Source organism: Streptomyces avermitilis MA-4680 = NBRC 14893, from assembly GCF_000009765.2.
Classification (GTDB): domain Bacteria; phylum Actinomycetota; class Actinomycetes; order Streptomycetales; family Streptomycetaceae; genus Streptomyces; species Streptomyces avermitilis.
Window position 1 is genome coordinate 7716780 of sequence record NC_003155.5, and the last position, 17033, is coordinate 7733812.

The 17033-nt window shown below is 72.0% G+C and carries 14 protein-coding genes and 1 pseudogene; 10 read left to right on the forward strand and 5 right to left on the reverse strand.

From position 1 onward, the window contains the following. Nucleotides 1-32: 32 nt before the first annotated feature. Nucleotides 33-683: a TetR/AcrR family transcriptional regulator gene (locus SAVERM_RS33110; RefSeq protein WP_037646881.1), complete on the reverse strand. Its 651-nt coding sequence runs from the start codon at nucleotides 681-683 to the stop codon at nucleotides 33-35. A gap of 99 nt (nucleotides 684-782) precedes the next feature. On the opposite strand from SAVERM_RS33110, the gene SAVERM_RS33115 reads away from it, so the two are divergent. The 8 genes from SAVERM_RS33115 (at nucleotide 783) to SAVERM_RS33150 (ending at nucleotide 8519) form a co-directional block, all read left to right on the forward strand. Further along, nucleotides 783-1580, forward strand: coding sequence for an acetoacetate decarboxylase family protein (locus SAVERM_RS33115; protein WP_010987841.1), 798 nt, complete (start codon nucleotides 783-785; stop codon nucleotides 1578-1580). Beyond that, nucleotides 1580-2464 carry an SDR family oxidoreductase gene (locus tag SAVERM_RS33120; RefSeq protein ID WP_010987842.1) on the forward strand — a complete coding sequence of 295 codons (885 nt, stop codon included), beginning with the start codon at nucleotides 1580-1582 and terminating at the stop codon, nucleotides 2462-2464. The genes SAVERM_RS33115 and SAVERM_RS33120 overlap by 1 nt, the downstream gene beginning before the upstream one ends. A 40-nt stretch (nucleotides 2465-2504) precedes the next feature. Continuing rightward, entirely contained in the window at nucleotides 2505-3788 is a 1284-nt protein-coding gene (locus tag SAVERM_RS33125) for an amidohydrolase family protein (RefSeq protein ID WP_037646973.1), read from the forward strand. Continuing rightward, the gene (locus SAVERM_RS33130) at nucleotides 3785-5014 is read left to right on the forward strand and encodes an amidohydrolase family protein (protein WP_010987844.1); all 1230 of its coding nucleotides are present in this window, start codon (nucleotides 3785-3787) and stop codon (nucleotides 5012-5014) included. Before SAVERM_RS33125 ends, SAVERM_RS33130 begins: the two co-directional genes overlap by 4 nt. A 24-nt stretch (nucleotides 5015-5038) precedes the next feature. After that, entirely contained in the window at nucleotides 5039-5749 is a 711-nt protein-coding gene (locus SAVERM_RS33135; RefSeq protein ID WP_010987845.1) for a VIT1/CCC1 transporter family protein, read from the forward strand. 143 nt (nucleotides 5750-5892) lie between these two features. After that, nucleotides 5893-6762: a sterol desaturase family protein gene (locus tag SAVERM_RS33140; RefSeq protein ID WP_010987846.1), complete on the forward strand. Its 870-nt coding sequence runs from the start codon at nucleotides 5893-5895 to the stop codon at nucleotides 6760-6762. After that, nucleotides 6759-7436 carry a lysoplasmalogenase gene (locus tag SAVERM_RS33145; protein WP_010987847.1) on the forward strand — a complete coding sequence of 226 codons (678 nt, stop codon included), beginning with the start codon at nucleotides 6759-6761 and terminating at the stop codon, nucleotides 7434-7436. The genes SAVERM_RS33140 and SAVERM_RS33145 overlap by 4 nt, the downstream gene beginning before the upstream one ends. Nucleotides 7437-7475: 39 nt before the next feature. Then, nucleotides 7476-8519, forward strand: coding sequence for a zinc-dependent alcohol dehydrogenase family protein (locus SAVERM_RS33150; RefSeq protein ID WP_010987848.1), 1044 nt, complete (start codon nucleotides 7476-7478; stop codon nucleotides 8517-8519). 3 nt (nucleotides 8520-8522) lie between these two features. Here the strand turns inward: SAVERM_RS33150 and SAVERM_RS33155 are convergent. The 4 genes and pseudogenes from SAVERM_RS33155 to SAVERM_RS33170 form a co-directional block, all read right to left on the reverse strand. Continuing rightward, a pseudogene (locus tag SAVERM_RS33155) lies at nucleotides 8523-9575 on the reverse strand (CopD family protein). 143 nt (nucleotides 9576-9718) lie between these two features. Beyond that, a complete protein-coding gene (locus tag SAVERM_RS33160; protein ID WP_037646885.1) occupies nucleotides 9719-11161 on the reverse strand; it encodes a CoA transferase in 1443 nt (480 codons plus the stop codon). 171 nt (nucleotides 11162-11332) lie between these two features. After that, on the reverse strand, nucleotides 11333-12856 hold the full coding sequence (locus SAVERM_RS33165) for a S8 family peptidase (RefSeq protein WP_010987851.1): 1524 nt from the start codon (nucleotides 12854-12856) through the stop codon (nucleotides 11333-11335). Nucleotides 12857-12982: 126 nt separating this feature from the next. After that, entirely contained in the window at nucleotides 12983-14518 is a 1536-nt protein-coding gene (locus SAVERM_RS33170; protein WP_010987852.1) for a S8 family serine peptidase, read from the reverse strand. Between the two features lie 377 nt (nucleotides 14519-14895). Here SAVERM_RS33170 and SAVERM_RS33175 point away from each other — a divergent pair, with 377 nt between their 5' ends. Continuing rightward, nucleotides 14896-15252, forward strand: a complete 357-nt coding sequence (locus tag SAVERM_RS33175; RefSeq protein WP_010987853.1) for a DUF485 domain-containing protein — start codon at nucleotides 14896-14898, stop codon at nucleotides 15250-15252. Beyond that, nucleotides 15249-16898, forward strand: a complete 1650-nt coding sequence (locus SAVERM_RS33180) for a solute symporter family protein (RefSeq protein ID WP_010987854.1) — start codon at nucleotides 15249-15251, stop codon at nucleotides 16896-16898. The genes SAVERM_RS33175 and SAVERM_RS33180 overlap by 4 nt, the downstream gene beginning before the upstream one ends. The last annotated feature ends 135 nt before the right edge of the window (nucleotides 16899-17033 follow it).

Genomic DNA, 17033 nt, shown 5'->3' on the forward strand with positions numbered 1-17033 from the left:
CACTGACAGCTCTGTCCCCGGACTCCGCCCTCTCAGGACGGGCCCGGGCCGCGGGCGGTCTCAGGCGCCGCCTCCAACAGCCCGGCGACCAGGGCCTTCACGGATGCCGTGAACACCTTCTCCGGATCGACGGGCCAGGCGAGTGTTCGTGCGAGCGCCGGGTCCCCGTCCGCCGTACGTGCCCCCCACAGCTCCTGCTCGCCGGGGCGCTGCGCCGGGGCACGCTCGCGGTTGCGCTCGACCAGGACGTGCCCGACGACCAGGAACTGCACGGCCCGTACGACCTCGGCGGCCCGCGCGCCGCGCAGTCCCGCCGCGTGCGCCTCACGCACCAGCGCCTGCTGTGCGGGCAGGAACATGCGTTCTGTCAGACCGCGTTCGTGCACCATCGCGACGAGATGTGGATGGTCGCGCAACTGCCGGCGCAGGGCGCGGGCGACGGAGGCGATGCGGCGCGCGGGCGTGCGCCCCACCGGGCGGATCTCGCCGAGATCGGCGACGGTCCGCTCGACCAGCGCGTCGAGCAGGGACTCGCGGTTGCCGACATGCCAGTAGATCGAGGTGACCGCGGTGCCCAGCTCGGCGGCGAGCCCCCGCATCGTCAGCGCCGCCGGGCCGTGCCGCTTCACCAGATCCGCCGCGGAGTCCAGGACCTCGTCGCGGGTGAGTGCCGGTCTCGCCATCCCGCCCCCGTCCATGTTCGTGCACACGTATTTACCCGGCACGAGGTCTGCTGTAACTGTGTTACAGGTGACGGCCCATCAGAAGAAGGGCGGTACGACATGGCACGAGTGCGCTATGGCGCGCGGACCGACGCGGAGATCGCGGCCGCGCGCTCCGCGAGCTCCCGGCTCCCCGACATCTGGTCCACCGGTGTGGTGGCCGTCTGGGAGACCGACCCGGACGCGGTCGCGGCGGTGCTGCCGCCCCCGCTCAAACCCACCGGGCGGCCCCTGGCCCGGGTCAACATCAGCAAGGTCGACCTGCCCGGATACCGGCTGGGCGCGGGCTCGTTCGCGGTCGCCGCCGCGCACGACGGCGTCGAGGGCTGGTACCCGCTCGTCATGCCGATGACCCATGAGCGGGCCCTCATCGGCGGCCGTGAGGTGTTCGGGGAGCCGAAGAAGCTGGGCGAGGTCACGGTCGAACGGGACGGCCTCGTCGTACGCGCGGCGCTGGCCCGGCACGGCATCGCGTTCGTGGAGGTGCGCGGAGCGGTCAGCGGTGATCTGCCGCTTCCGGAGCCCGTCCGGAAGACCGACTTCTACTTCAAGTTCCTGCCCTCGGTGGACGGTCCGGGTTTCGACACCGCCCCGGTCCTGGTGCACTGCCTGCGCAACGAGAAGGTGCGCAGGCTGGAGCGGATCACCGGTGACGTCGTCCTGCGCGAGTCGATGTACGACCCGGTCGCCGACCTGCCCGTACGCCGGCTCGTCGAGATCACCATCGGTGAGAAGACCACCGACCAGAAGGGCAAGGTCGTCGAACAGGTCAGTGCCCAGGCCCTGTTGCCGTACATCCACCAGCGCTACGACGATCCGCAGCAGTTGCTCGACGGTCCGCCGCAGGGGAGTGTCTGATGGATCTCCGGGCGGGACAGGTCGCCGTCGTCACCGGCGCGGCGAGCGGCATCGGGCTCGCGATGGCACGGCGGTTCGCGGCCGAGGGACTGAAGGTGGTCCTCGCGGATGTCGAGGAGGGGGCCCTGGAGAAGGCCGCTTCCGCGCTGCGGGAGGACGGGGCCGAGGTGCACGCGCGCGTGGTCGACGTCGGGGAGCGTGATCAGGTCGAGGCGCTGGCGGCCGGGACGTGGGAGAGGTTCGGCGCCGTGCACGTGCTGTGCAACAACGCGGGCGTCGGCTCCGGAGCCGAGGGCCGGATGTGGGAGCACGACCCGAACGACTGGAAGTGGGCCTTCGCGGTCAACGTGTGGGGCGTCTTCCACGGCGTCCAGGCCTTCGTGCCCCGGATGATCGCGGGGGGTGAGCCCGGCCATGTGGTCAACACCTCGTCGGGGGACGGCGGCATCGCGCCCCTGCCCACCGCCTCCGTGTACGCCGTCACCAAGGCGGCCGTCGTGACGATGACGGAGTCCCTGTACGCGCACTTGAGGGCGGAGCACGCGCGCGTGGGCGCCTCCGTGCTGTTCCCGGGGCCGCACATGCTCCGTACCGGCCTGTGGGAGTCGCACCGCAACCGGCCCTCGCGCTACGCGAAGCACAAGCCGAGGAAGACCCCCTACCGCAGCCTCGACCAGTGGGAGGCCGCGATGCGGGAGGCGGGCCGGGAAGTGCGCTTCACGCCGGTCGAGGAGGTCGCCGAGCTGGTGGTGGACGGCATCCGGGCGGACCGCTTCTGGCTGCTGCCCGAGAGCGAGCACAGCGACCGGCAGATCAGGGCGAGGTCGCGGTCGATGCTCGAGCGGACCGACCCGTCGTACTTGGAAAGCTTCATCCTCGACTGAGGAGACCGTGGTGACCGACAAGGACGCGACCGGCAGGGACGTGACGGACCAGGATCCCTACCTGATCATCTCCTCCGACTGCCACGCCGGGCTGCCCACCGAGGAGTACCGGCCCTACCTGGACTCCCGTTTCCACCGGGACTTCGACGAATTCCTCGCCGGGCGCGACCGGCGCCGCGAGGAGATGACGCGGCTCGGCATCCGCAACGAGGCGTTCGCGGACAAGTGGTTCCAGGACAACGAGGAGGGCCTGCGCGGCGGCTGGGACACCGCCCAGCGTCTCAAGGAGCTGGACGGCGACGGGGTGGCCGCCGAGGTCGTCTTCCCGGACGCCGACGCCGTGGACAGCCGGACCGCCGCCCCCTTCGGCGTGGGCCTCGGCCTCTCCGGCGACCAGGATCCGGAGCTGGGCATGGCGGGCGCGCAGGCGCACAACCGCTGGCTCGCGGACTTCGTCTCCGGACACCCCGAACGGCACTGCGGGGTGGCCCTGTTGCCCGTCACGGCCGAGCCCGGCCGCGTGGTCGCGGAGGTGTACCGGGCCAAGGAGTCGGGCCTCGGCGCGCTGATGATCCCCTCCATGTGGGTCGACAAGGAGCCCTACCACGACCGCCGTTACGACCCGGTGTGGACCGCGGCGGCCGAGTGCGGCATGCCGGTCCTCACGCACTCGGGGGCGGCGCCCCGGCACGAGTACGGCGACCATCTGGGCATCTATGTGAGCGAGGTGACCTGGTGGCCGGCCCGGCCGCTCTGGTTCCTGCTGTGGTCGGGCGTCTTCGAGCGGCACCCGGGGCTGCGGTTCGGCGTGGCGGAGTCGGGCTGCTGGTGGCTCCCCAATCTCCTCTGGTTCATGGACCGCCTCTACCTCGGCGCGCACGGCGGCAAGAAGCTGTCGCCCTTCGCCGAACTGACGCGCCCGCCACACGCGTACCTGGACCGGCAGGTCTTCATCTGCGCGACGAACACCAAGCGCCGCGAACTGGCCCAGCGGTACGAGATCGGCGTCGACAACATCCTCTGGGGCAGCGATTTCCCGCACCCCGAGGGCACCTGGCCCGACACGCGCGCGTGGCTGTCGAAAACCTTCCATGACATCCCGGTCGGGGAGACGCGCCGGATGCTCGGCCTGGCGGCCGCGGAGGTCTTCGGCTTCGACGTCGAGAAGCTGGCCCCCCTCGCCCGGCGGATCGGGCCGACCCCGGCCGACCTCGGCCAGTCCGACGACCGGGCGGCCGTCGAGGCGTCCTGGGCGCGCTCGCGCGAGGTGGGCCGCCACTGGCTGACCGGCCACGACTTCCCGGCCCTGGGGACGACCCCATGACCGACGACCGGTACACGGTGATCTCCGCCGACTGCCACGCGGGCGCCGATCTCCTCGACTACAGGCCGTACTTGGCGAAGCGGCACCACGACGCGTTCGACGCGTGGGCGGCCACCTACGTCAATCCGTACGAGGACCTGCTCGCCGACACCGCGGACCGGAACTGGAACTCCGAGCGGCGCCTGGCGGAGCTGGCGGCGGACGGGATCGTCGCGGAGGTGGTGTTCCCGAACACGATCCCGCCGTTCTTCCCGTCGGCGTCGCTGATGGCGCCCGCGCCGACGGCGGCGGAGTTCGAGCAGCGGTGGGCCGGCCTGCGGGCCCACAACCGCTGGCTGGCGGACTTCTGCGCGGCGGCACCCGGCCGCCGGGCGGGCGTCTTCCAGATCCTCCTGAACGACGTGGAGGAGGCGGTGAAGGAGATCAGCTGGGCGGCCGGCGCGGGCCTGCGGGGCGGCCTCCTGCTCCCCGGCACCCCACCGGGCTCGGGCCTGCCGGAGCTGTACTCGAAAGCGTACGACCCGATCTGGGCGGTGTGCGAGGAGCTGGACGTGCCCGTGAACCACCACGCGGGCTCGGCGTCCCCGCCGCTGGGCGACGAACCGGCCGCGCGGGCGGTCTTCATGGTGGAGACGACGTGGTTCTCGCACCGGGCGCTGTGGCACCTGGTGTTCGGCGGAGCGTTCCGCCGTCACCCGGGCCTGCGGCTGGTGCTCACGGAACAGGGTTCGGGCTGGATCCCCGGGGTCCTGGACATGCTGGACTACTACCACGGCCGTCTGGTCGCGGCCGGCCCGAAGTCGGCGACGGCGGAGGCCAAGTTCGGCGCCGGCCTGGACCGGGCCATGGGCAAGGGGCCGTCGGAGGTCTGGCGGGACAACTGTTTCGTCGGCGCGAGCTTCATGCGCCCGCACGAGGTGCCGCTGCGGGACCGCATCGGCCTCGACAAGATCATGTGGGGCAGCGACTACCCGCACGACGAGGGGACGTACCCGTACTCGCGCGAAGGCCTGCGGATCGCCTACGCGGGGCTGCCGCGCACGGAGATCGCGGCGATGGCCGGCGGCAACGCGGCACGGGTGTACGGCTTCGACCTCTCCCTGCTCGACCCGATCGCGGCGAAGGTGGGACCGACGGTGGCGGAGCTGGCGCGGCCGCTGGAAGAGCCACCGGCGGACGCGACGAGTCCCGTCTTCGCGCGGGGAGGGTCGGTACGCGTCTGGTGACACCGTGGGTGGCATCCTCCCCTCGTGACGGAACCCACGCACGACGAGGCACACGGGGGCGCGCTCGGCTCCCGCCTGAACTGGCTGCGGGCGGCGGTCCTCGGCGCGAACGACGGCATCGTCTCCACCGCGGGCCTCGTCGTCGGCGTGGCGGGCGCGACGGGCGCCCGCTCCGCACTGCTGACGGCGGGTCTGGCGGGGCTGCTGGCCGGTTCGATGTCGATGGCGGCGGGGGAGTACGTGTCCGTCTCCACGCAGCGGGACTCCGAGAAGGCGGCACTGGCGCTGGAGAAACGGGAACTGACGGAGCAGCCCGAGGCGGAGCTGGAGGAGCTGACGGAGCTGCTGGAGGAGCGGGGGCTGTCCCGGGACGTGGCGAGGGAGGCGGCGCAGCAGCTGACGGAGCGGGACGCGCTGCGCGCCCACGCGCGCGTGGAGCTCGGCATCGACCCGGACGAGCTGGCGAACCCGTGGCACGCGGCGTGGGCGAGCTTCCTGGCGTTCACGGTGGGGGCGCTGCTGCCCCTGCTGGCGATCGTGCTGCCACCGGCCGACTGGCGCCTGCCCGTCACCGTGCTCTCCGTCCTCGCCGCGCTGGTCGTCACCGGGTGGGTGAGCGCGCGGCTGGGGGCGGCGCGGCCGGGGCGGGCGGTGCTGCGCAACGTGGGCGGCGGCGCGCTGGCGATGGGGGTCACCTATGCGGCGGGCGCGCTGCTGGGGGCGGCCGGGGTGTGAGCCGGGGACAGGACGCGTGGGCCGGGAGACCGACCGTGCGCGCCCCCTTGGTGGAGATCACCAAGAAGCAAGCGCATACCGCCGGTAATACTTGTCAGTAACAACGTCTGGCGGCAGCGCGCGGACAGTCCTACGGTGCACCCATGCCGAACCTGCCCGATGTCGTGCTGTGGTCGATACCCGCCTTTGTGCTGCTCACCGTGATCGAGATCGTGAGCGTACGGATCCATCCCGAGGAGGACGCGGAAGGGTACGAGACGAAGGACGCGGCGACGAGCGTCGGCATGGGCCTCGGCAGTCTCGTCTTCGACCTCCTGTGGAAGATCCCGATCGTCGCGGTCTACACGGCGATCTACGAACTCACGCCCCTGCGCGTCCCCGTCCTGTGGTGGACCGTCCCGCTGATGCTGCTCGCGCAGGACTTCTTCTACTACTGGTCCCACCGCGGCCACCACGTCATCCGCATCCTCTGGGCCTGCCACGTCGTCCACCACTCCAGCCGGAAGTTCAACCTCACCACCGCCCTGCGCCAGCCCTGGACCTCGCTCACCGTCTGGCCCTTCTACGTTCCGCTCATCGCCCTCGGCGTCCATCCGGCCGCGCTCGCGTTCTGTTCCTCCGTGAACCTCGTGTACCAGTTCTGGATCCACACCGAGCGCATCGACAAGCTGCCCCGGGCGTTCGAGTTCGTCTTCAACACGCCCTCGCACCACCGGGTGCACCACGCCTCCCAAGGCGGGTACCTCGACCGCAACTTCGGCGGGATCCTCATCGTCTGGGACCGGATCTTCGGCTCCTTCGTCCCCGAGACCGAGCGGCCCGTCTACGGACTCACCAAGAACATCGCCACCTACAACCCCCTGCGCGTCGCCACCCATGAGTACGTCGCCATCGCCAAGGACCTGCGGGCGGCGCGCGGTTGGCGTGAGCGGGCGGGCAGGGTGTTCCGCGGGCCCGGCTGGCAGCCCGTGCGGCCGGCGGCTGAGCAGCCGGTCACGGAGCCCGTCGCGTGAGGCCGGCCGCCGCGCGCGTGCTGCTCGGGGCCTTCGCCTTCGCCGTCGTCGCCGACCTCGCCTCCCAGGCCCTCGGGTCCGACACCGGACACCTGCTCGCCAAGCCCCTCCTGATGCCGCTGCTCGCCGCCTACGCGGCCGTACGCGGCGGACCCCGCCTCCTCGTCGTCGCGCTGCTCCTCGGCTGGGCGGGCGACGTCCTCCTGCTGTCCGACGCCGACCCGGCCTTCCTCGCCGGGATGAGTTCCTTCGCCGCCGGGCACGTCTGCTATCTCGTGCTCTTCGCGCGGCACGGCCGGACGCGCGCGCGTGGCGCCCTGCTCGCCGGCGGTTACGGGCTCGTCCTCGTCACCACCGTCGCCCTCCTGTGGCCCGGCCTTCCCGCCGGGCTGCGCGTCCCCGTCGTCGGCTACAGCCTGCTGCTGACCGCGATGGCGTACGGGGCCACCCGGCTCGGGCCCGTCGCAGGGCTCGGCGGTGCCCTCTTCCTGCTCTCCGACACGCTCATCGCCACCGGCGTCGCCGACTGGCCACAGCTCCCACGACCCGACTTCTGGATCATGCTCACCTATGCGGCGGGCCAGTATCTGCTGGTCCGCGGCGTGACGGACACCCTCGGCGCGCCAACCGCGCCGGCGGCGGCGTACGGTGAGGTGCGCTCGACCACCCCCTGAGCGCACGCACCGGAACATCGCACGAGAAGGACCCTCGCCATGCGCGCCACCACCATCCACGCCCCGTACGACATGCGCGTGGAGGACGTGCCCGAACCCGTGGTGCGGCAGCCCACCGACGCGGTCGTACGGGTGCTGCGCGCCTGCATCTGCGGCAGCGACCTGTGGGCGTACCGCGGCGAGGCGGCCCGGCAGCCGGGGCAGCGCATCGGGCACGAGTTCCTCGGCATCGTCGAGGAGACCGGCTCCGAGGTGACCGGCGTCCGGCGCGGCGACCTCGTCGTGGCGCCCTTCATGTGGTCCGACGGCGTGTGCGACTACTGCCGCGAGGGTCTCACCACGTCGTGCGAGCACGGCGGATTCTGGGGCTCCGTGGGCCACGACGGCGGCCAGGGCGAGGCCGTGCGCGTGCCCTACGCCGATGGCACCCTCGTCCAGCTGCCCAAGGACGCGGCCTCCGACGAACACCTGCTGTCCGCGCTGCTGACGCTCTCCGACGTCATGGGCACCGGGCACCACGCCGCCCTCGGCGCCGGAGCCCGTCCCGGGGCGACCGTCGCCGTCGTCGGGGACGGCGCCGTCGGGCTGTGCGCGGTACTCGCCGCCAAGCGGCTCGGCGCCGAGCGGATCATCGCGCTCGGACGCCACGAGGTGCGTACGGACATCGCGCGCCGCTTCGGTGCCACGGACGTCGTCGCCGAGCGCGGGGAGGCGGCCGTCGAGGCCGTCCGCGAGCTCACCCGGGGGCAGGGCGCGCACTGTGTCGTGGAGGCGGTCGGCACCGAGCAGTCGATGCGGACGGCCGTGGACATCACCCGGGACGGCGGCGCCATCGGCTTCGTCGGCGTGCCGCACGGCAGCGGGACCGGGCTCGACCTGGGGGTCATGTTCGACCGGAACATCGCCCTGCGCGGCGGGGTCGCCCCCGTACGCGCCTACATTCCGGAGCTGCTCCCCGACATCCTCGCCGGCAGGATCGACCCCTCGCCCGTCTTCGACAGGACCGTCGACCTGGAAGGCGTGCCCGAGGGCTACAAGGCGATGGACGAGCGCACCGCCCTCAAGGTGCTCGTCACCAACTGACGCTCACCAGCGGATCGGCAGCGGCAGCGCCGTCAGCAGCGCCGACACCGCCACGACCACGCCCAGCGCCACCACCTCCGCACGCGCGGGCACACAGGCGCCGAGCGGGTCGTCGGCACGGCGCAGCCGACGGCGGGCCCACAGGGCGAGCACGGCGACGGCGGCCACGAGGAACACCTTGGCGACCAGGGTGCGCCCGTACGCCGTCGCCGTCAGCTGGTGCGGGATCGTGCCCGCAGGCATGCGGCGCAGCGAGCTCCACACCCCCGTCGCGGTGATCGCGGCCAGCAGGACGGCCGCCACGCGCGCGTAGAGGCCCAGCAGAGCCGCGCCGGGTCCAGGGGCGCGCCACCGCCGCACCGTGCGCAGCACATGCGGCAGCCCGCCCGCCCACAGGACCGCGCACGTCAGGTGAACGAGCGTCAGGCCCGAGCCGACCGACGGGCTGTGCTCCGTGGTGGGGTGGACGCGCAGTGCCTCGGCGACCACCACCGCGGCCGACGGCCACACCCGGCCGGCCGGGCGGCGCGACAGCGCGCACAGGCCGGCCACGGCGAACGCGTTGACCTCCAGCAGGGCGAGGGCGCCGTCCCGGGTCCGGTACAGCCCGCCGACGTCGATCTCGGCGAGGCGAATCCGGTACGAGTTTCCCGGTGGCCACGACCGAGGGGGAGCCCCAGGCGCGGCGACGGAAACCGGCGCCGGCCGCGAACCAGGCGCCCAGCCGCGCGGCGCGTCCGACGCGTCTGCCAAGGGCGCGCCCGGCACGCGGCGGGCCAGGCGGCCCGCGAACCACTCGCCCGCGGGCATGCACACCGCCGCGAACAGGACCGTACGCAGGAGGGCGATGCCACCGGCTCCGGGCGCGGCCGCCTCGCCGGTGCCGTGCAGCGCGGCGGCGGGGCCGAGGAGCGGGATCAGCGCGGCGACCGCCACCAGGGCGAGCACGGCGACGGCCCGGCCGGGGGACAGGCGCCGGGCCGGAGCGGCGGCGGGGACGGGCGAAGGGGCCGCGTCACCGCCGTTCGGGCCGGCCGGCGGTCGTATCAGGCTCACCCCAAGACCTTCACCAGTCGGCACAGACCGGGGCAAGCGCATCAGAAGAACTGGGGGAACGGCATTCCGCCCATAGGTATGTTTTCGGCAGGTACGGCTCGGCAGGTACGTTTCGGCAGTACGCGTCCGGCCCGACGGGCGACTCAGGCCCAGCGCGCGCCATCCGTCCCCCAAGGGCTCGGCGGCCGGGCCCAGTCGACCGGTCCGCCGGCGAAGGAGACGGGCGGCAGGGCGTACCGCAGCCGCCCCAGCTCACTGTCCCGCTCGGCGAGCCAGGCATCCGGCCCGTCGTAGGCGGCAGCCCCCGCGCCGGCGTACGCAGCCCCCGCCTCGGCGTACGCGGCAGCCCCCGCGCCGGCGTGTACGGCGTTCCCCGCCTCGCCCGCGGCGCGCCCCTCCAGCAGCCAGCCCGCGGTCCGCGCCAGCGCCAGTCGTACGAACCGGGCCCCGCCGTCCGTCAGTTGCTCGGTGAGCGAGCGCAGCACGGCCGCCGCCAGCAGATACCCCGTGCCGTGATCGAGAGCCTGGGCGGGCAGCGCGCCCGGCTCCTGCCGCCCGGACCCCTCGACCGCCGCGATGCCCGTGGCGACCTGCACCAGGCTGTCGAAGCCACGCCGCTCGGCCCACGGCCCGTACGCGCCCCACGCCGAGAGCTGCGCCACCACCAGCCCGGGCCGGCGCTCGGCCAGCGCCTCGGGCGAGAGCCCGAACCGGTCGAGGGCGCCCGGCCGGTAGCCGGTGACGACGACGTCCGCCGCCGCGAGCAGCTCCTCGAAGGTGCGCCTGTCCGTGCCGAGGCCGACCTTGGCGGACCGTTTGCCGAAGCCCGTGTCGGCGTGCTGGTCCACGAGTTCGGGCAGCTGCGGGGAGTCGACGCGCAGCACGTCCGCGCCGAGCAGGGCGAGCGTACGGGTGGCGACCGGGCCCGCGATGACCCTGGTCAGGTCGAGCACCCGCAGCCCGGCGGCGGGCAGCAGCGGACTGCCGAAGAGCGCCGCCGGCCGACGGGCCCGGCCCCCGCCCGGCCGCCGCCGTTCGACCAGGGGGCGGGCGGCGACCTCGACGGCCTGCTCGTGCCGCGCCCACTCCTCGGGGGTGCGCAGCGCGACGGCGAGGCCTCCGGCCCCGTACACGGCGTCCTCGATCTCCCTGGAGGAGCGCTCGGCGAGGGCCGCGGCGACGGACGCGGGGTCCTCCGGAAGTTTCAGTGCGGAGAGCAGCCGCTCCCGGTGATGCGGATAGTTCGCGTGCGTCCGCACCCATCCGTCCGCCGTGCGCCAGAAGCGGGACAGCGGCGCGAAGGTGACCGGCGCCCGCCCGTCGACGCGCAGCTGCCGCTCGCTCACGAACGCCGTGGCCACCGCCCCGTCGTCGACCCGCACCCCGGGCACGTCCGCGCGTCCGGCCCGCCGCGCGCCCAGTTCGGCGGCGGCCAGCGCGCAGGTCGCCACGCAGGCCCGCGCGAGCTCCCGTACCGGCAGCCGCGCCTTCAGCGCCCCGTCCCGTACGACGGTCGAGACCCGCTCGGTCAGTGCGGGATCGCCGCCCAGCGCGGCCCAGGCGAACTCCGTGTTCACAGCAGTCATGACGGCACTATGCAGGGTGTACTGAATCAACATGTGGACCAGGGGCGGGGATACGGCACCGCACGGCACGGCACAGGGGCCGGCCGGCAGACGCCGACCGGCCCGACCACCCGCGCGGGAGCCCTGCTTCGCGGAAGCCCCGCTTCGCGTGGGTCCTGCTCGGCGTGGGTCCTACTTCGTGACCGCGGCCAGCGCGTTCACGGTGCCCCAGCCGTAGAAGCCGTTGCGGTTCTTCGTGCCCTCGCACACCGCGTCGATCTTGCCGTCGGAGTCGATGTCGTACGGGTCCGTGCACGGCGTGGCGTCGGCCTCGGCGTACAGCAGCGCCTTCACCAGGGCGGCGGGGGCGTGCGGATGCGTCGACTTGATGAGCGCGGCGACGCCGGCGACGTGCGGGGTCGCCATCGACGTACCGGCCATGTAGCCCCACGTGCCGCCGGGCAGCGGGCCGAGGATCAGACCGCTGGTGGCCGGCGGGGCCGGGGTCTGGTAGCGGGTCGAGTCGCCGCCGGGCGCGGCCACGTCGATGACACCGAGTCCGTAGTTGGAGAAGGAGGACTTGATGCCCTTCGCGCCGGTCGACGCGACGGTCACCACCCCCGGCAACTGGGTCGGGATGTCATAGCACTTGGACGGGTCGATCACCCGGTCCGACGGCGTGCCGTCGTTCGGGGAGACCGGGTCGGTGATCGAGTCGGCGGCGAGGTCGTAGCTCTCGTTGCCCGCCGCCGCGACATTGACCGTGCCCTTCTTCTCCGCGTACCGCGAGGCCCGGGTGATGGCGTCGACGAGCGCCTTCTGGTCCGGGTCGTCGGCGCAGTTGAAGTACCAGGGGTCGGTGTAATAGCTGTTGTTGGTGATGTCGACGTGGTGCTCGGCCGCCCACACGAACCCGCAGACGACGGACTCGGTGTAGAAGTAGCCGCCCGTGGTCGACACCTTGATGCCGGCGACCTTCACGCCCGGCGCGACACCGGTGATGCCGACGCCGTTCTTGGCGCCCGCGATCTCACCCGCGACATGGGTGCCGTGCGGGCTTTCCGCGGCGCTCGGGCGCCAGGCCCCGTCGGTCGTGTCGGGCTTGCCGGTCACACAGTTGACCGAGGCGTCGCGGTCGAAGTTCGGCGCGATGTCGGGGTGGGTGTCGTCGACGCCGGTGTCGATCACGGCGACCGTGACCTTCGAGCTGCCGAGCGTCTTCTCGTGCGCCTTGTCCGCCTGGATGGCCGGCAGATCCCACTGCAGCGGCTCCAACGGGTCCTGCCCGTCGACCGCCTGAGCGCTCGCCACCTCCTCGGAGGTGAGCGCCTTCGGCGTCCCCACGTCGGTCGTCGACTGGGCGGGCAGCGGCGCGTTGCGGGTGGCACCCGCCGAGTCCACCCCGCGCACACGGCGGACGGTCTTGGCGAAGTCGGCGTTCGACGAGTGGACGACGATCACGCCGATCTGGTCGTACGACGTCACGATCGTGCCGCCGGCCTGGGCGATGGCCTTCTTCACGACGGACGAAGTGCCGTGGCCGGGACGGACGTTGACGACGTAGCTCAGCGAGGTCGCGTCCGCCGTCACGGTCCCCGGGGCGGCCGTCTCGGCCGCCGAGGCGCTGACATTGGGCAGAAAGGCGAGAGCCGTGACCGTGGCCATTCCCAGCGGAATGGCCACGGCCCGACGGGAGCGCTTACGGGGCGCTGTCATGGTGTCTCCAGTTCGTTCGCGATATCCAGTTCGTTTTCGCGATACCAGCCGTGCGAGCTGTATGAGCCGTACGGGCCGTATGAGCCGTACGGGCTGTGCGGATGCTCGAGCGACCTACAGGCGGGGTCACTTCACCGCGCGCAGCGCGTTGACGATGCCGAAGCCGTAGAAGCCGTTCACCCGCTTGCCGCCCACGCAGGTCGCGTCCACGACACCGTCGCCGTCCCCGTCGTACGGGTCCGTCGGGCAGCCAGGGTTGTCCGCCTGCGCCTTGAGCAGCGCCTGGAGCTTTGCCGGGGTCGCCGACGGGTGGGCCGACTTCAGCAGTGCGGCCACGCCCGCGGCGTGCGGCGACGCCATCGACGTGCCCTGGAGGAACGCGTACTCGTTGTTCGGCATCGTGGAGAGGATGCGGCCGTTCTTCGACGGCGTGTCCGGGAGCTGGAACTTGTCACCGCCCGGGGCCGCGATGTCGATGACGCCGTCGCCGTAGCTGGAGTAGTACGACTTGGTGCTCGCGACACCGGTCGCGCTGACCGTGACCACGCCCGGCAGCTGGGTCGGCACGTCGAAGCACTTGTGGGGGTCGACCGTGCGGGGCACCGCGGTCGAGTCGTCGGGACTGGAGTCGTCGACGAGGGCGTGCGAGTCGAGGTCGTCGTTGGAGTTGCCCGCCGAGGCGAGGTTGAGGGTGCCCTTGTGCTGGGCGTACAGCTGGGCCCGGTTGACCGCGTCGACGATCGCCCGCTGGTCGGGGTCGTCCATGCAGTTGTACAGCCACGGGTCCACGTAGTAGCTGTTGTTCGTGACCTCCACACCGTGGTCGGCGGCGAACACGAAGGCGCAGACGACACTCTCGGGGTAGAAGAGCTCGCTGACCGGGTCGGCCACCTTGATGCCGGCGACCTTGACGTTCGGGGCGACCCCGGCGACACCGATGCCGTTGCGGGCGGCGGCGATCTCGCCGGCCACATGCGTGCCGTGGTAGTGGTCGGCGTTGGCCGGGCGCCAGGCGCCGTACGACGTGTCCGCCTTGCCGCCGACGCAGTTGGCGGACTGCGCGGCGGAGAAGTTCGGGGCGAGGTCCGGGTGGGTGTCGTCGACGCCGGTGTCGATCACGGCGACCGTCACGTTCCTGCTGCCCGGGTTGATCTTCGCGGCCTTGTCGGCGCCGATCGCCCGCAGGTCCCACTGGTCGGCCTCGAGGGGCTCCTCACCCGAAGCCGTGCTCCGCGCGGCGATCTTCGCGGCCTGAGTCTTCGTCAGGTACTGCGCGGCGCCCTCGTCGGTCGTCCCGGCGGCGGTCAGCGGCGCGGTCCGGGTCGCGCCCGCGGACTGCACCCCGCGCACCGCCCGGAGCTGCTTGCCGAAGTCGGGGTTGGCCGAGTGGGCGACGATCACACCGATCTTGTCGTACGTCACGACGACGGTGCCGTCGGCCCGGGCGATGGCCCGCTTCACCGACTCGATCGTGTGACGGTCCGTCTTGGTGTTGACGACGTAGGCCAGTTCGGTGCCGTCGGCGGGGGAGGCGGAGGCCGAGGCGGGCGTGCTGAGCGGGGCCGCGGCCGCCGCGCCCGGCAGGAAGCCCAGGGACGCGGTGAGGGACAGGGCGACGGGCACGGCGAGGGCGAGCCGGCGTCTGGAACGCAGATGAGCCATGGGATCTCCACATCATCCGGAAACGCAGTCGGCCCGAGACACAGGTGGTGCTCGGGCAGGTACATGGCGGGTGGTGCAGGCTGAAGTTATCTCCCGTCCTCGCTGGCCAGCAATGACTTCCGGCGACGACTTCGGAAAGAACCCGACCGAGTTGAACCGCCCCACGCGTGGCGCCGTGACCTTGGACAGGGAGCGCTAGGACGATCGTGCCCCCTTTCGGATCACACCCCGGGGGCCTACCATCACCACCCGGTTTCTGTGATCCACATCACTGTGAGGTCAGAGCCGCCATGTCCGTGCCCAGCCCGTCCCCGTCGGCGAACCCCCACTCGCCCCCGTCCACCGTCGTCACCGCATCCGCAACGCGAGGAGACTCCGTGGCTACCGACGCACCGCCCCCCTCGAAGGTCCATCCCCGATACCCCTCCACGGAGGAGTTCGTCGCGGAGCAGGAGAGCGCCGAGTTCGGTGAACTGCGCCGCTCCTACCGCTCGTTCGCCTTTCCCCTGACCATCGCGTTCATCGCCTGGTACCTGCTCTACGTCCTGCTGTCGAACTACGCCGGCGGCTTCATGGGCACCAAGCTCTTCGGCAATGTCAACGTCGCCCTGGTGCTCGGTCTCGCCCAGTTCCTGACCACGTTCCTCATTGCCTGGTGGTACTCGCGGCACGCCGCCGCCGAGCTCGATCCCAAGGCCGAGGCGATCAAGTCCCGGATGGAGGGCGGCGCATGAGCCCCGCGATCACCCTGGCCGCCGACGCGGCCGGCCCACGTCTTCTCGCCGCCGGTGAGGCGAGCGAGCACCGGCCGCTGATCATCACCCTGTTCGCGGTGTTCGTCGCCGCGACCCTCGTCATCACCGTCTGGGCGGGCCGGCAGACCAAGGACGCCGCCGACTTCTACGCGGGCGGCCGCCAGTTCACCGCCTTCCAGAACGGCCTCGCGGTCTCCGGTGACTACATGTCCGCCGCGTCCTTCCTCGGCATCGCGGGCGCCATCGCCCTCTTCGGGTACGACGGCTTCCTGTACTCCATCGGATTCCTCGTCGCCTGGCTGGTCGCCCTGCTCCTGGTCGCCGAGCCGCTGCGCAACTCCGGCCGCTACACCATGGGCGACGTCCTCGCGTTCCGCATGCGCCAGCGCCCCGTCCGCACGGCCGCCGGCACCTCCACGATCGTCGTCTCGATCTTCTACCTGCTGGCCCAGATGGCGGGCGCGGGCGTCCTCGTCTCGCTGCTGCTCGGTATCACCAGCGACGGCGGCAAGATCGGCATCGTCGCCCTGGTCGGCGTGCTGATGATCGTGTACGTCACCATCGGCGGCATGAAGGGCACCACCTGGGTCCAGATGGTCAAGGCCGTGCTGCTGATCGCCGGCGCCCTGCTGCTCACCTTCCTGGTGCTGCTGAAGTTCAACTTCAACATCTCCGACCTGCTCGGCAAGGCCGCCTCCAACAGCGGCAAGGGCAGCGCCTTCCTCGAGCCCGGCCTCAAGTACGGCGCCACCTCGACGACCAAGCTGGACTTCATCTCCCTGGGCATCGCCCTGGTCCTGGGCACCGCGGGCCTGCCGCACATCCTGATCCGCTTCTACACGGTGCCCACCGCCAAGGCCGCGCGGAAGTCAGTGAACTGGGCTATCGGCCTCATCGGCGGCTTCTACCTGATGACCCTCGCGCTCGGCTTCGGCGCGGCCGCGCTCATCAAGCCGGACGAGATCATCGCCTCCAACAAGGCGGGCAACACGGCCGCACCCCTGCTCGCCCTGCACCTGGGAGGCGTCGACTCCAACTGGGGTGCCATCCTGCTCGCCACCATCTCGGCGGTCGCCTTCGCCACGATCCTCGCGGTCGTCGCGGGCCTGACCCTGGCCTCCTCCTCGTCGTTCGCGCACGACATCTACGCGAACGTCATCAAGAAGGGGCAGGCCAGCGAGAAGGACGAGGTACGGGCCGCCCGGTACGCGACGATCGCCATCGGCGTCGTGTCCATCGGCCTCGGCGCCCTCGCCCGCGACTTGAACGTCGCAGGCCTCGTCGCCCTCGCCTTCGCCGTCGCCGCCTCCGCCAACCTGCCGACGATCCTCTACAGCCTCTTCTGGAAGCGGTTCACCACCCCGGGAGCGCTCTGGTCGATCTACGGCGGCCTGATCACGGCGGTCGGCCTGGTGCTGTTCTCGCCGGTGGTCTCGGGCAAGCCCACGTCGATGTTCCCGGGCGTCGACTTCCACTGGTTCCCGCTGGAGAACCCCGGCATCGTCTCCATCCCGGTCGGCTTCCTGCTGGGCTGGCTCGGCACGATCCTGTCGAAGGAGGAGCCGGACACCGCCAAGTACGCGGAGCTGGAGGTGCGGTCCCTGTCGGGCACCGGAGCGCACTGAGGTCCCACGCCCACGGCCGCGTCGTAGATCCCTACGACGCGGCCGCGTCGTACCTCGTGGGATCGGGCCGCTCTCGATGTCAGTCCTGTCACGTAGGCTCACAGGTGTCCGAGGAATGTGATCCGCATCGAGGGG

What these genes read in the sequence shown, in the direction of transcription:
- SAVERM_RS33110 (WP_037646881.1), bottom strand. Translation starts at nt 683, where the DNA reads ATGGCGAGACCGGCACTCACCCGCGACGAGGTCCTGGACTCCGCGGCG.
- SAVERM_RS33115 (WP_010987841.1), top strand. Translation starts at nt 783, where the DNA reads ATGGCACGAGTGCGCTATGGCGCGCGGACCGACGCGGAGATCGCGGCC.
- SAVERM_RS33120 (WP_010987842.1), top strand. Translation starts at nt 1,580, where the DNA reads ATGGATCTCCGGGCGGGACAGGTCGCCGTCGTCACCGGCGCGGCGAGC.
- SAVERM_RS33130 (WP_010987844.1), top strand. Translation starts at nt 3,785, where the DNA reads ATGACCGACGACCGGTACACGGTGATCTCCGCCGACTGCCACGCGGGC.
- SAVERM_RS33140 (WP_010987846.1), top strand. Translation starts at nt 5,893, where the DNA reads ATGCCGAACCTGCCCGATGTCGTGCTGTGGTCGATACCCGCCTTTGTG.
- SAVERM_RS33150 (WP_010987848.1), top strand. Translation starts at nt 7,476, where the DNA reads ATGCGCGCCACCACCATCCACGCCCCGTACGACATGCGCGTGGAGGAC.
- SAVERM_RS33160 (WP_037646885.1), bottom strand. Translation starts at nt 11,161, where the DNA reads ATGACTGCTGTGAACACGGAGTTCGCCTGGGCCGCGCTGGGCGGCGAT.
- SAVERM_RS33165 (WP_010987851.1), bottom strand. Translation starts at nt 12,856, where the DNA reads ATGACAGCGCCCCGTAAGCGCTCCCGTCGGGCCGTGGCCATTCCGCTG.
- SAVERM_RS33170 (WP_010987852.1), bottom strand. Translation starts at nt 14,518, where the DNA reads ATGGCTCATCTGCGTTCCAGACGCCGGCTCGCCCTCGCCGTGCCCGTC.
- SAVERM_RS33180 (WP_010987854.1), top strand. Translation starts at nt 15,249, where the DNA reads ATGAGCCCCGCGATCACCCTGGCCGCCGACGCGGCCGGCCCACGTCTT.